Consider the following 14,299-nt stretch of genomic DNA (forward strand, 5'->3'; position numbering starts at 1 on the left):
TTAATTTTCTTTAATCTGGCTAAGGCGCTGCGCATTTGCAACCGATTTAAATAAATCCAATTGCACTAATTCATTTTTGTTTGTTGTCAAAAGTATCTGGAACTTAGTAATCTCGGTAACCTTAAAATCGGCAACAGTGTCGTCTACTTTGACCGTTTTAATGTCTGATTTGTCACGCTGTTGCACGGCAACTACCGCTTGAAATTCCGTACCGTTAAAAGTTACTGCCAACAATTTTAATTGTTCTGCCAAAATGTCTTGCGGACTGTTTTGTGGTGCAGCTACCACCTCTGGTTGCACAAACGGCTTAATATTAAACACATTAGCAAATTGTATCGCGTCAAAATCCCTACGTGCAAGCGGTGCTGAAGACGGGCTGCTATAGTCTACCCCATCAGCTGAAGTGGCATTTTTATCTGGTATAAGCGCTGACATAATCGTAAATGCATGCAATACCAACGCGGCTAAAAAAAGTAAAATGACGCGGGAAAAAAATAGTTTAATCATATGGCCGTTTCTCCTTCAGCAGGTGCGAGCAGCACGATAGCGTCTAAACGCATGTTGACGAACTGCACACTCAAGCCCGGTTTTATGATTGACATGTTGCTGATAACTACCTTTGGAGTCCCTGTTTCGACATCTTGTAAATACGCCAATATCATTTCAGGATGGCCCTGCAGTGTAATTGTAATAGGCAAAGCAGGAAGTGGCGCTTGCTGCAAATCACCCACGGCACGGTTATTAATTTTTAAATGATATTGTTTTGCTTTACTTTCCACGTAGCGCAGCACATCAATGTTGTTATCGCTGCTGGCTGGCAGCAATTTTGTCATCAGTTGCTGATAATCAGCGACAATAACCTCATTTTGTTGCTTTAACGTGTCAGCACGCAGTTGGGTGTTCTGCAATTTGCTCTGCAAACCTTTATAGTAAGCGATTTGCTCAGCGTTATTTAGCAACCATTGCTGCCAAGGCAACAGCACAAACTTTAACAACACCATTATGGCAATAACGAGCAGAGACAACTTATGCCAAGGTTTAATTTCCTGCATCCTTGACCTCCAACGAGTTAAAAATAAATGAGATGGTAAAAGACTCTGCGTCCCTCTCAGCTTGCACTGGTCGGTCAAAACGGGCTTCAGTGATGAGTGGCGAATTACCCAGCTGTGCTAACACCTCAGTCGCAGAGGGGGCTATTCCCTGAATAACCGCAACATTTTCGTTTAACTGACTACGACGTAACTCTGTGCCTGCAGGCAACTGCTCTGATAAAAACATCAGCAGGTTACTGTATTTGGCTGAACCTTCTAACAATGGGGTATAGCGACTCACTAACGCAACTAAATCTTCGGTTTTTTGGCGTTGCAATAACACGACTTCTGCATCTTGCTGACGCTGTGCAACATCTTCTTTGAGATGATCGCGATATAAGGCCAAGCCAGCACTAAGCACTACCGCATAGATTACGCTTAATGTCAGGCCCAGCAGTAGATAAGGTTTCCAACCCGTAACTGAAAACTGCCTTGCCGGTGCACGATAGTAAAGCATACCTGCCCAGTCATACCACTTTGGCAATATCGGCTGTTCCAGGGTTACTTGCTTAATATTTAACACCTGAGCTGACGTTTCTGCCTTGTCGTCAGTGGCACCGATAGCAGATAAAAAATGCTCAGGGTTAACCATTAGCCCTTTTTTATCGGTAAAGTGTGCAGTGCCATCTGCTGCAACATAGGCCCAGTATTTATCACTAGAATCGATGAGATAAAGCTGTTCAGGTTGTAAACATTGCTTAGCAAGCCAGGTTTCAGGATACAGCAAAACGAATTGCCCCTGATAAGCTTGCAAGGCCTGTTGTGAGATACAGACAAACTGCAAGCGAAAGGTATGATCTGGCTTGCGCTGAATACGCCACAGCACTTTTTCATACTGCAGTTGATGCATCGCCAGTTCGTTTTTTAAGATATAAAGCAGCTCCGTCCAGTTTGCTTTAATACTTTTACTGATTTCAACATAATCTGATTTTGCAAGATAAATAACCTTGAACGTCCAACGTTTGCTCTTTGGCTGTGCATCTTTAAGCCACTGTGCACTAAAATGCCTGGCTATCATGTGTTTCATTAAAATTCACTATCCCCATAACCCGACCTGTAGGCCGTGATATAACTAAATTCTGGTGTTCCTACGCCTCTGACCAACAGGAAAGACTCTTTGTACGCGGCTTGCTCGTTGCGGCTACTAAGCTGAATATAGAGATTCCTTGACGGATAAGGTTCTGAGCCCGTCCCCCCCCCTAAAGCTTCGCTTTGTACTTCACCTTGCTGACGTTCGCTTCGCTTCATTTCAGCTCGCTCTTCACCATACAGCAGCGGCAACATACCGTCGGGAGCAAATACTGGATTTAACCGCCCGGCACCAATATAAACAATATGTTTTTTTACACGCTGCCAAAGCTGGGGTGTCATGCTGCGTAGCATAGCAATTTCATCAATACTTTGCGGTATATCGTTTCGGGGCCAGCCATCTTGCTTGTACTCGAAACGTTCGGCGCCATTAAGATGAATAAAATCATCGGGATCAATCCAGTCCGCAAGCTCATCCGTCAGGCGCTGTGGATCAGCCGCACCCGCATATTTAAACACCGTGGACCAGCTCTCTGGTTCAAACGGCAATAACGATACCATACCTGAGCTATCGGTAATACGAACCTGTACCTCATCAAGCGTAAATTGGCTGCCATAAAAATTAAACTCCGGCGGCATGCCGGCTTGCGTAATGACATTGGGCTGACTGCCATAAAACCATAGCCCACTGGTGCTAAGGGCATAAACTAACTGCTCTCGGGCACTGACGACCTTTAACTGCGCTGTGATGTAGGACGATATCTGCTCCGCCTGTTGCAACCGATGCTTAAGCCGGTATTGCTGTAAAATGACCACCGCTGATAACACACCGGTAAGCATTAACACCAATATCAGCGCGACACCGCGTTGTTTAACCGCTGCTTGCATTATTAAAATACCCTGCTTTTGCCGGATCTAGGCCGTGGAGTTGCACCCAGTATTCTTGACTGGAAGTATCGTTTTTTACGGTCATTTTAATTAGACCCGGTAAGGTGCCGGTTTCACTGCTGTAATATTTATCCTGCCACGTGGCAGTACTTGCCGCGTTCATTACCGGGTTAATTGGATTTTGAGACAATTGTGCGGTTAAATCGAGCCATCCATAGTATTCCAGTGTTAATGCTGTAGCAGGAACAATATTCAGTGAAAATTCGCTACATACATCCTGCTGGCTAATATTGGCTTTTGTAAGAAACGTCTCATCGAGTACTTTTTCACAGTAACGTAGATGACCATCTTCGATAGCCATAGCTGACACAGACCCCGTACCAGGTTTTGTTACCGATGTGGTACTTACCCACAATAATGTGTTTTTACTGCCACTAAACAGCAACTGCTTTTTACCCTCAACAGTAGTGACATAATACATGCTGGTAGAGGCTATTTGGTGCTGCAACCACTTTAAGCGCTTAAAGTGTTCCGACACGGTATTAAAACTATCCTGACGCTGATTAAGTTGCACAACAAAATAGCGATAAGCCTCTGAAGATAAAAGCATAATACTGGTAAGGATAACCAGCGATACTAACATTTCTATTAGGGTAAAGCCGTTGCGTGTTGTCATAGGGTTAACTGAAAGCTATATAAGGGGTTGTCGCCACTGCTTACATCTACCTGATACAGGCTTTTTTGTTGATTTGTCTCAGTCAAACCGCCAGACTCCGCATCATAAGCACCAGCGACAGCCGCACTGCGGATAACTTTAGCCTGCCATGCATAAGGCATATCTGACAAAGTCCACTCTCCCTGCACTGCGCCTTGTTGTAACTCATAGCGAATGCGATTAACCACGGAATCCAGTTGCGACGCACGCAACAGAATACGCTCAGCCTGACGCTGCTGCAGGTCATTCTGTTGAAATACAACTGAGGCTACACCCAGTGCCATTGCCAGCAACAAACCGGCAATCAGTACTTCAATTAACGTTAAGCCAGCGTGTTTCTTCATTTGCTAATTGCAATGTCCATCGATTGTAATTAATGACCGCAGCCAGCTCAATTTCCGCTCGCTGATATCCGGGACTAAAAACCAGCTGTTTTTCTTCGGTAAAACTGACATATTCCAACGCAAAACTAACTTGAGTATCTGCTGTTTTTGCTTCAATTTGCTTACCGGCAAAGGTCAGTGTGACATCTTCACTTTTAAAAAATGCCAGCTGTCGGGCGCGTTGCAAAAACAAGATTATCTTTTGCCGCTCTACTTGTTGCTGCTGCTTATCAACTTGCTCTGCTGTGAAAGGGATAATTAATGCCAGCGTCGTTGACATTATAACCATGACAATAAGCAGCTCTATCAGCGTAAAGCCCGCAGCATGCGAGCGGCTACAACGGGACATCAGAGGTTGAAACTATACTAAGCAGCATGGTGACAACAACGGACCCTACCAGGCCGCCCATAATAATAATAAGTAACGGCTCTAACATACTGGTCAGCTTCAACGCCCATTGTTCAAAGCGCCAGCGGGCTCGCAGGTTAATTTCTGCAAACACCGTTTCGAGTTTGCCGCTTTCCTCGCCCACTTTAATCAGCGACATCATTACCGGCTCAAGCAAATCGGTGCTGGCTAAAGACTGCGACAGCATTTTTCCATGGCCGATATCGTCTTTAACCCGCCGTACTTGTAAACTAAAAGCAGGGTTAACAAACACACCTTGTGCAAAGTGCAGGGATTGCGATAGTGGAAGCCCACTTTGCAGCATTAGTTGCATGGCAGAAACGAAACGAATACGTTCGCTCAGTAGTAGCCCCTTGCTAATAAGCGGTGTTTTAACCGCGACCGCTAACAGCATTTTACGAAACCAGGGCTTGCGGCTACTGCTCAGCACTAACAAAATAAAGGCTACAAATACTCCGAGGATAATCATCTGATTTTCACGCACAAAAGCGCTGGAAGATAATAAAAACGCCGTATAGGCAGGCAAATCATCCCGGCTACTAAACAAGCCTTCCATGCTGGGAACAATAAAGTTAAAAATGGCAAATAATGACACCAAACAAACCGCCAGAATAAAGCCCGGATAAACCAATGCTTGCGTTACCTTGCTACGGAGTTCATTTTGGAATTTTAGGTTTTGTGTTAACCGCTCTAATGTTTCGGCCAGTTTGCCTGACTCTTCGCCTATACGCACCATCTCACAATACAGGTTGTCAAAATACCGGCTATAACGGCTAAAGGCCTGATACAGCGGCGTACCGGCTCGAACTTGCTCGGTTAAATCAGCCAGCAAGGCGGCAATGGTGGCATTGGGGTTAGCCTGCGCCATCATTTCCAGCGCTCTGTCCAACTGCACCCCGTTACGCAGCAAAATAGACAACTCTGAGGTTAATTGTTCCAGCTCTGAGGCGGATATACGTTTAAAGAAACCATCAGCAACCTGCAGCGGTGCAACCGTTAGGGGGGTGAGCTGCTGCTGGCTTACCGCCAGCAAGGCGGCAACTTTAGACTGTGCTTTCACCCTGCCTTTAACACGGCCACCATTTGTGTCCAGCGCTTCATATTGCCAAATTTGCATTAGCCCGCTACCCGTATCACTTCATCTAGCGTTGTTGTGCCTTTTAGCACTTTAAGCAAGCCATCCTGCTTTAAGGTGCGCAGGTTATGTTTTTGCCGATAACTATTTACCAATGGCATAAACCGCTGATCTTTAGGGTAACTTTGTATTTCTTCGTTATTGGGCAAATATTCTAAAATGGCCATCCGGCCAAAGTAACCTGAACCTCCGCATTTTTCGCAGCCTACCGCGCGGCACATATTAACCTCACCCTCTAACACGGGAAGGAGTTGTTTAAATTCGGTTAGCTGAAGCAAACGGCTTTGATCGGGTTCGGGGGCTTTACAATGTGAGCATAGCGTTCTAACTAAACGCTGTGCCATAACCGAAATGACCGTGGCATTAAGCAAAAACTCTTCTACACCTAAATCGAGTAAACGGGTAAAGGTGGTGGGGGCATCATTGGTATGCACGGTGCTAAATACTAAGTGACCGGTTAATGAAGACTGCATGGCAATACGGGCAGTTTCATGGTCGCGAATCTCACCCACCATGATGATATCGGGATCTTGCCGCACAATACTGCGTAAACCACGGGCAAAGTCAAAACCAATGTCTGAGTTTACCTGAACCTGATTGATACCATCCAACTGATATTCGATAGGATCTTCAAGCGTAATAATTTTTACGTGTGGCTGATTTAACTGCGATAAAAATGAGTACAGGCTGGTAGTTTTACCCGAACCAGTCGGTCCGGTCATTAGGATGACCCCGGTAGTACGGGTAAGATCTTTACTAATATGATCGATTAAATCCTGCTCGTAGCCAACGGCTTTAAGATCAAACCGTACTGCGTCTTTTACCAGAAAACGCATTACCACACTTTCACCTTCACCCAGCGGCAATGACGACACCCGTATATCCAGTGCTTTGCCGGCAACACTGGTTTCAATCTTGCCATCTTGTGGTTTACGTCGTTCTGCGATATCCATACCAGAGAGTATTTTTATCCTTGAGACAACGCCTAGCTGCAAGTCCATTGGAATAGTATCACCGGCGTGCAACATACCATCAACACGATACCTTACACGGTAACGTCCCGCCAATGGCTCTAAATGCATATCAGATGCACGCAGTTTTATACCGCGCACAATAAGGTTGTTTACCAGATTAACGGTTGGCGCGCCAAAAGCCAGCTCACGCAAGCGCTCTAATTCATTAAGGCTTTGTCCTTCACCATGCACGTCCTGGCTTTGCTCTGCCTGTAAAAACACCCGCAGCGCATCAAAATCAGCCTGACGACACACGCTAACCTGAACGTCGTCAAAGTAACGACCCCAAAAATCGTATAGCGGTAGATGGAATGGGTCGGTGACTGCCAGGCAAATACGACTATCGTCTTGTTTAAACGGCAAGGCCTTATGCTTTATTGCCTGCTCTAAATCAAGCTGGGCAAAAAAACCAACTGGCAAACTTACACTGGTAGCATCGTGCACATATAGGGGTAAATCCAAATAGCCAGCATAGACAGGTGCCAGCTCTTCTTGCTGCATAACGCCAAGGTTAACCAGTATATGCTCAACACGGCCACCTAACTGACGGCGATAGTCTAACGCGCGTTGTAGCTGCTCATCACTGATGATTTCGCGACCACGCAAATAAGCGGCAATGCCACCGTTAAGTGCCGTATTAGGTGTTGATGAGACTGAACTTGACATAATTCGCCCTGTTATTCGACGAAAATATCAGCGTTGAGTTCTTCACCGCCTTCTCTGCCATCTGCACCATAGCTAAATAAATCATAAGGTTGTATTTCACCAGAGCCAGGAAAGCGATAAACATAGGCATTGCCCCAAGGGTCTAACGGCACGTTTTTAGGCAAATACGGGCCGTCCCAACGGGTATTGTCTGACTGGCGCAAGCCATTTAAATCCGCCGGATAGGTACCGGTATCCAGCCGGTGCGCTGACAGTGCAGTTTGTAACATTTGCATTTGCGCAACCGCGGTTTTACGTTGTGACGAATCCACTTTAGAAAACATTTCTGGCGCAACCAATGACGCCAGTAAGCCCAGTATCACCATTACAATCAGCAGTTCTATCAGGGTAAAACCGCTATGCTTTGTTTTTGTATTAGCTTGCTTAATAAACACATTAACTCCTGTGATATTTACATCGTTTACTACAGTGAACTGATAGCGGCCAGCGCGACAGCACTCTGATAGAAAATTTGCGTTACCTGGGTCCACAAACTCAGGCTGTCTTTATATTCGGTATCCAGTGGCACAACGATGGTATCACCAGGTGTTAATTGCTCACTCGTTACCGCAAACCAACGATTACTGGATGGCAACATGACCGAGCCATCAGCGCGGATAACATAAATACCGCTTTCATCGGCACGTTTACGAAACCCACCCGCTTGTTCCAGATAATATTCCAGACTCATACCGTCTTTGAAGCGATGACTGCTAGCATGTTGTACTTCGCCTACCACAGTAATTGCGGTATTTTTACGTGGTACATAGAGTATATCGCCATGCTCTACTTCCAGGTCGGCGCTATCATTACCAGACACTATGGCGGGCAAATCAACCACAAAACGGCCAACAGGCTCTTGCTTCTGTAACTCGTTCACCATCGCAATCGCATCGGCCGGATTAACCAGACTTTTCTCTGCCGACAAAGCACGGGTGGCAACATCGGCTTTTAGTTGCTCAGCCAGTTTATTCATTTGCAGTTTTTCGCGCTCTTTAATCATCTCACGGGTAAAGACTGCACCCTCGATAAAAGCGCCGTTATTCAAGCCCCCTGCGCGCGCAATGACTGACGATAATGTCTCTCCGTTTCGCACAGGATAACGCCCGGGGAAACTCACTTCGCCACGGATCTCAACAATACGTGCTTGATTCCAATCCGCACGGGCAAATACGTTTACATTATCCCGGCTTTGCAAAGTGACAACTTCACTGCCATTTAGCACGTCAGCTAATGACACATCCAGATGCGTCACCTCTAAAGGCTCATTTAACGTGTTATCGCGCCAGTAGCGAGTAAGTTCAGCCCGCTGTAAATTTGCTGAGGCTTTAACACCGCCAGCAGCAATAATTAGCCGGTTTAAATCGGTATTTTCCGCCAAGGGATACTCACCTGGCACGATAACGTCACCAGTTATACTGACTACATTAGGCTGTTTGCCATTTCTGGCTTGTTTTTTTAGCTGCACTAACACCGGATAAAGCAACTCTCGTCTTGTCAGGTGCGGTGTCAGTTGCATTAACGCTTTATCGTGCAGCGTCTGACTCAGAAAATCCTCAAACGTTCCCTTTAACCAATCTTGTTGTTCATAACGCAATTCTTCGATAGACAGCGGCGTAAAATCGGGTTTTCGTTCAACTAGCTGGCTAGCTGACAGGTTATCGCGAATTTTGATGTCGGCGATAAAAGACGCTTGTTTGCCCTGTTGTAATGATGTGTCCGACAACACTTGCTCTACCAACAGGTTAAAGTCTTGCATGCTGCCGATATTTTGCTGTGCTGACTGCTGATGCTTAAGATATTGTTTAGCAAAATAGCGATTTATTTCCTGGCGTTGATACGTATCATTAGCGTAATTAAACACCAATACTTTATCGCCCGGTGCCAATGCCACATCAGCTGCCGAACCCGTGGCTCCAAGCGCTGAACTCACGCTAAATTGCAATACGGTAAACTCGGGTTCAGCCAGATTAGGCTGACGCAAAATTAACGCATAATCTGGATCGGCACTAGCGTGTAAATCTCCCCACAACGAACGAATAAGATCGCTAATCCGCATACCTGACTGATAAGCATAAGTGCCTGGGCGAACTACAGCACCTAATAAAGCAATTTGGTTGTTTACTCTGGGCGAGACCGCATTAACTTTAAGAAAATCGCCTGGTTTAACGGCGCGGTTAAGGTCTTGCTTTGTCGTTAGATTAAGATCCAGTAACTCGCGCTGACGTTGAGCATTTAACCGCTCCAATATGGCAGCATTGGCGTAGGCATCGGCTTTAATACCACCGGCCATCGCCAATACGTCTGCAACGGTTTCCCCCTGTTTAATCTCGAACAGCGCCGGACGTCGAATTTCTCCTTCAACCTGCACCATACCGGCTAATGTCGTGACAAAAACCACGTCACCATGTTGCAGTAGAATGTCGCCGGCAGCATTGCCCTGTAACAGCAAAGCATATAGGTCAAACTCGGCAACCAGATTACCCTGCCGCCTAACCTGAATTTGCCGCAAACTCCCTATATCGCTAACACCACCTGCAGCAAACAACGCTTGGGTAACACTGGACAGCGCAGATAAATTATAGGTTCCAGGATACTTGGCTTCACCGGCAATAAACACATTGATGGTTCGCAGCTTGCCCATACTCACTGCGACATTAACGCCTAACATGGCTTGGCTAATGCGATCTTTAATCAGCAGCTTAACTTCTGGAAAGGTTAACCCCGCAACTAAAATATTGCCAAGCTCAGGGATATGCACATCGCCTTCGCGACTCACCATAAGTTCATACTGCTGATTTACCTTACCGTAAAGCTGCAATAGTAAGGTGTCATCGGCGCCTAACTGATAGCTGTCAGGTACTGGCATAGACGATGGCAAAACAAAATTGCTTTTTTGCTCATCAAACATGGCCATACCAAAACGCTCGACTTTTGCACTATCCTGCTCTAAATCTGGCTGTTCAGTTTTCCGGTTATTGACACGTTGTGTTTGCGGCTCTAAAGGCTGATTGTTATTATCTGCAGTTGCATTGGCAGAAGTTGCCACATTAAGGGCGTCTAGGTTTACACCGTACTGACGGGCTATTTTTTCTTGCTCAGCACGCGGCAACTTTTTAAGCTGCTCTAACATCGCCGGAGATGGCGACATAACTTGTGCTGCTGCCTCAATACAAAACAATGCCGCAACTAAAGTCAGCAACAAAAATACTCTTTTCACATTCAAGCTCCGTGATCCTGCTGTCTGGCGTGTTGTCTTGGGAAGATAACGTGGTTCAACGACATAATTAAGGCGCTACTCTACCGTTTTTTTACCCTTTTATCGACAGTATTATGCAGTCTGATACCATAACCAGGTGTTATAAACCCGGTTATGGATAGAAAATAAACGGTTACAATCTTATGTCACTTGCTGTTATTGGCAACAAGTATTTTAAGTCGTAAATAATGCCATTTGGCTTACACAAAGCCCGTAAACCCTCTGGGCCCATTTGCCGAAATTGTTGGTGGCCTACGGCAAGTATTACGGCATCATAAACGCCGGTTTCAACGCTTGAAATTGGCGTAATGCCATATTCATGCTGGGCTTCATCAGCATCTACCCAAGGGTCAAATACTTCGGCGTGTACCCCGTATTCGTTGAGCTCAGCTAACATATCGACAACCTTGGTATTACGAATATCCGGGCAGTTTTCTTTAAAGGTTAGGCCCATCATCAGTACCTTGGCACCACTTACCTGAATTTTGCGCTTGATCATTACCTTAACCAGCTCACTAACTACATAGCGGCCCATGCTATCGTTAATACGACGACCCGCCAGAATAACTTCCGGGTTGTAGCCAATGGCCTGTGCTTTGTGCGTTAGATAATAAGGGTCAACACCAATACAATGGCCGCCAACCAAGCCTGGCCTAAACGGTAAAAAGTTCCATTTGGTGCCGGCTGCCAGTAGTACTTCTTCGGTATCAATACCTAACTTGTTAAAAATCACAGCTAGTTCGTTTATCAGTGCAATATTTAAATCGCGCTGGGTATTTTCTATCACCTTAGCTGCTTCAGCCACCCGAATAGAGCTGGCTTTATACGTGCCAGCGGTAATAATGCTACCGTACAATGCATCAACAAAGTCAGCAATCTCAGGCGTTGAGCCAGAGGTGACTTTTTTAATAGTGGTTACACGATGCTCTTTATCACCCGGGTTAATACGCTCTGGGCTGTAACCCGCGAAGAAGTCTACATTGTAAGTTAGACCTGATATCCGTTCGATAACCGGTATACAGTCTTCCTCTGTCGCCCCCGGATAAACAGTTGATTCATAAATAACGACATCGCCCGCTTTTAGCACCTTGCCTAACGTTTCCGAGGCTTTAATCAACGGTGTTAAATCGGGTTGGCGATGTTTATCTATGGGTGTTGGCACTGTGACAATAAACACATTGGCTTGACGTAAAGTGTCAAGCTCACAGCTATACTGCAGCTTGTCGGCAAGTTTAAGCTCGTCAACACTGACTTCGAGCGTGTGATCCTGGCCCTGATTTAATTCATTAATCCGAGCTTTATTGATATCAAAGCCAATGGTTGGATAGTGCTTGCCAAATTCAACGGCAAGCGGCAAACCTACATAGCCTAAGCCAATCACGGCAATTTGACTGTCTGCAATATTTTTCATACTTAAATCCTGTGTAAGTCCATTTACGTTGTTGTAAGTTGTCAGGTTAGCGCTGTTGAATATACCATGGCATGGCCAGTTTTATGCCATCGTGAATACGGTAAAATGGGTCATAGCCCAGCGTCTCTCTGGCTTTACTGATATCCGCTTGAGAGTGGCGCACATCACCAGCGCGAAAATCGCCATATTGTGGGGCCTGATCGTATGTCACGTTATTATCTGCCAGGCCTTGTTTAATTGCGTTAAACAGCTCATTAAGGGTCGTGCGATCGCCAAGCGCCACATTAAACACATCGCTTTGCTCGATATTGGCCAATGCGGCACGAATATTGGCTTGCACGGCATTGGCGATAAAGCAAAAATCACGGCTGGTTTCACCATCGCCGTTTATCACCACAGCCTGATTGGCAATCATGGCGGCAGTCCATTTCGGGATAACTGCAGCGTAAGCGCCGTTGGGGTCTTGCCGCGGGCCGAAGACATTAAAATACCGCAGCCCAATGCTGTGAAAACCGTAACAGCGGGAAAATACATCGGCATACAGTTCGTTGACGTATTTAGTAACGGCATAAGGTGATAAGGGTTTGCCAATGTTCGCTTCCATTTTAGGCAGCGCGGGATGATCACCATAGGTAGAGCTGGACGCCGCATAGACAAACCGTTTAACACCAGCGTCACGCGCAGCCACTAACATGTTCAAAAAACCGCTAATGTTGGTGTCATTAGTGGTAATAGGATCGTTGATTGAACGAGGTACCGACCCCAATGCCGCTTGATGCAGCACATAATCAACGCCACTACACGCCAGCTGGCAGTCTGCTAGTGTACGAATATCTGCGTTAAAAAAGCTAAAATTAGCCCACTGCTGTGGGCTTACCAGTTGCTGTACTTCATCAAGATTACGTTGATGACCCGTGGCAAAGTTGTCTAGCCCAACAACTATTTGGTTAGCTTTTAGCAATGTTTCCAAAAGGTTGGAGCCAATAAAACCAGCACAACCGGTAATGAGCCAGCGTTTAGGTTTAGCACTTAGGTGTTGTAGAATATCCATATTCCCCGCTCTGTTTGTCATTGAACTACGCTAGCATTTGTTCTAATAGCATCAATAATTCGCTGACAGGCTTTGCCGTCTCCATACGGATTATGTGCGAAGCTCATACTATCGTAATACGCTTTGTCAGTCAGTAACTTAGTCACTTCATTTACTAAGGACTGGGTATCGGTGCCCACCAGTTTTACTGTGCCGGCTAGCACTGCCTCCGGCCGCTCTGTGGTATCTCGCATCACCAATACCGGTTTGCCTAAAGAAGGTGCTTCTTCCTGAATACCGCCAGAGTCTGTCAGTACCAGCGTGCTGCGGCTCATAAGGTACACAAACGGCAGATAATCCTGTGGCGCTATTAAATGTACATTGCTGGCATCAGACAACAAACGGTATACCGGCTCACGTACATTCGGGTTTAAATGCACCGGATAAACGATATCGCAATCTGGAAACTGCTGGGCAATGTGCTTTAACGCAGCGCAAATATTTTCAAAACCGCTACCAAAACTCTCACGACGATGCCCGGTTACCAGTATTAACCTGCGACCATCTTGGCCAAAAGGAAATTGTTTGGCGAAATTGTCACTGAGTACCTGATCAGACTCTATTTTAGCAACCACTTCCAACAGCGCATCAATAACGGTATTGCCGGTCACAAAAATATGCGCCGGATCTACCTGCTCTTTTAGCAAGTTTTGTTCTGAGGTAGTCGTTGGCGCAAAATGAAAGCGTGTAATGGCACCAGTTAGCTTGCGATTAGCTTCTTCTGGCCAGGGGCTATAAATATTGCCGGTACGTAAGCCCGCTTCAACATGCCCGACGGCAATTTTTTCATAATAGCAGGCCAATGCCGCCGCAAAGGTGGTGCTGGTGTCACCGTGCACCAACACAACATCCGGTTTAAAATCACGTAACACCGGTTTAATGTTGAGCAAAATACTGGTGGTAACGTCGTATAGATCTTGCCCGGCTTTCATAATGGCCAGGTCATATTCTGGTTCGATATCAAATAGATGTAATACCTGGTCTAGCATTTCACGATGCTGCCCCGTTACACACACCCGGCTATCGATATCTGCTTGTTGTTTAAGCAGGTTTACCAGTGGAGCCATCTTTATCGCTTCTGGTCGGGTGCCAAACACACTAAGAACTTTAATCATTGCAGATCCTTATTGCACTAATGCCGTAAAGCTTACCAAAAGCCCTTTTAAAGCGA

14 protein-coding genes are annotated in these 14,299 nt (G+C 45.9%); all 14 read right to left on the reverse strand.

Going from position 1 to position 14,299, the window contains the following annotated elements; translation table 11 throughout:
- The 14 genes from ORJ00_RS10125 to wecB all read right to left on the reverse strand — a co-directional run bounded on the left by ORJ00_RS10125 (position 1) and on the right by wecB (position 14,243).
- Positions 1 to 507 (reverse strand): hypothetical protein, encoded by a 507-nt coding sequence (locus tag ORJ00_RS10125; RefSeq protein WP_027672757.1) that lies wholly within the window; start codon positions 505 to 507, stop codon positions 1 to 3.
- Positions 504 to 1,052, reverse strand: coding sequence for a hypothetical protein (locus tag ORJ00_RS10130; RefSeq protein WP_306139781.1), 549 nt, complete (start codon positions 1,050 to 1,052; stop codon positions 504 to 506). The genes ORJ00_RS10125 and ORJ00_RS10130 overlap by 4 nt, the downstream gene beginning before the upstream one ends.
- Positions 1,039 to 2,118, reverse strand: a complete 1,080-nt coding sequence (locus ORJ00_RS10135) for a PilN domain-containing protein (protein ID WP_306139782.1) — start codon at positions 2,116 to 2,118, stop codon at positions 1,039 to 1,041. Before ORJ00_RS10135 ends, ORJ00_RS10130 begins: the two co-directional genes overlap by 14 nt.
- On the reverse strand, positions 2,118 to 3,008 hold the full coding sequence (locus tag ORJ00_RS10140; RefSeq protein WP_306139783.1) for a type II secretion system minor pseudopilin: 891 nt from the start codon (positions 3,006 to 3,008) through the stop codon (positions 2,118 to 2,120). Before ORJ00_RS10140 ends, ORJ00_RS10135 begins: the two co-directional genes overlap by 1 nt.
- Positions 2,992 to 3,684, reverse strand: coding sequence for a PulJ/GspJ family protein (locus ORJ00_RS10145; protein ID WP_306139784.1), 693 nt, complete (start codon positions 3,682 to 3,684; stop codon positions 2,992 to 2,994). Before ORJ00_RS10145 ends, ORJ00_RS10140 begins: the two co-directional genes overlap by 17 nt.
- Positions 3,681 to 4,067: a PulJ/GspJ family protein gene (locus ORJ00_RS10150; protein ID WP_027672752.1), complete on the reverse strand. Its 387-nt coding sequence runs from the start codon at positions 4,065 to 4,067 to the stop codon at positions 3,681 to 3,683. Before ORJ00_RS10150 ends, ORJ00_RS10145 begins: the two co-directional genes overlap by 4 nt.
- Positions 4,036 to 4,455: a pilus assembly FimT family protein gene (locus ORJ00_RS10155; protein ID WP_027672751.1), complete on the reverse strand. Its 420-nt coding sequence runs from the start codon at positions 4,453 to 4,455 to the stop codon at positions 4,036 to 4,038. The genes ORJ00_RS10150 and ORJ00_RS10155 overlap by 32 nt, the downstream gene beginning before the upstream one ends.
- Positions 4,442 to 5,632 carry a type II secretion system F family protein gene (locus ORJ00_RS10160; RefSeq protein WP_027672750.1) on the reverse strand — a complete coding sequence of 397 codons (1,191 nt, stop codon included), beginning with the start codon at positions 5,630 to 5,632 and terminating at the stop codon, positions 4,442 to 4,444. The genes ORJ00_RS10155 and ORJ00_RS10160 overlap by 14 nt, the downstream gene beginning before the upstream one ends.
- Positions 5,632 to 7,329 carry a GspE/PulE family protein gene (locus ORJ00_RS10165; protein ID WP_306139785.1) on the reverse strand — a complete coding sequence of 566 codons (1,698 nt, stop codon included), beginning with the start codon at positions 7,327 to 7,329 and terminating at the stop codon, positions 5,632 to 5,634. The genes ORJ00_RS10160 and ORJ00_RS10165 overlap by 1 nt, the downstream gene beginning before the upstream one ends.
- Before the next feature lie 11 nt (positions 7,330 to 7,340).
- Entirely contained in the window at positions 7,341 to 7,763 is a 423-nt protein-coding gene (gene gspG, locus ORJ00_RS10170) for a type II secretion system major pseudopilin GspG (RefSeq protein ID WP_240474959.1), read from the reverse strand.
- 29 nt (positions 7,764 to 7,792) lie between these two features.
- Positions 7,793 to 10,588 (reverse strand): SLBB domain-containing protein, encoded by a 2,796-nt coding sequence (locus ORJ00_RS10175; protein WP_306139786.1) that lies wholly within the window; start codon positions 10,586 to 10,588, stop codon positions 7,793 to 7,795.
- Positions 10,589 to 10,760: 172 nt separating this feature from the next.
- Entirely contained in the window at positions 10,761 to 12,038 is a 1,278-nt protein-coding gene (tviB, locus tag ORJ00_RS10180) for a Vi polysaccharide biosynthesis UDP-N-acetylglucosamine C-6 dehydrogenase TviB (RefSeq protein WP_306139787.1), read from the reverse strand.
- 46 nt (positions 12,039 to 12,084) lie between these two features.
- Positions 12,085 to 13,089 (reverse strand): SDR family oxidoreductase, encoded by a 1,005-nt coding sequence (locus tag ORJ00_RS10185; RefSeq protein ID WP_306139788.1) that lies wholly within the window; start codon positions 13,087 to 13,089, stop codon positions 12,085 to 12,087.
- Positions 13,090 to 13,106: 17 nt separating this feature from the next.
- Entirely contained in the window at positions 13,107 to 14,243 is a 1,137-nt protein-coding gene (wecB, locus tag ORJ00_RS10190) for a non-hydrolyzing UDP-N-acetylglucosamine 2-epimerase (RefSeq protein WP_027672744.1), read from the reverse strand.
- Positions 14,244 to 14,299: the final 56 nt, after the last annotated feature.

Origin of the sequence: Rheinheimera baltica, assembly GCF_030731985.1 — a bacterium.
GTDB lineage: Bacteria > Pseudomonadota > Gammaproteobacteria > Enterobacterales > Alteromonadaceae > Alishewanella > Alishewanella baltica.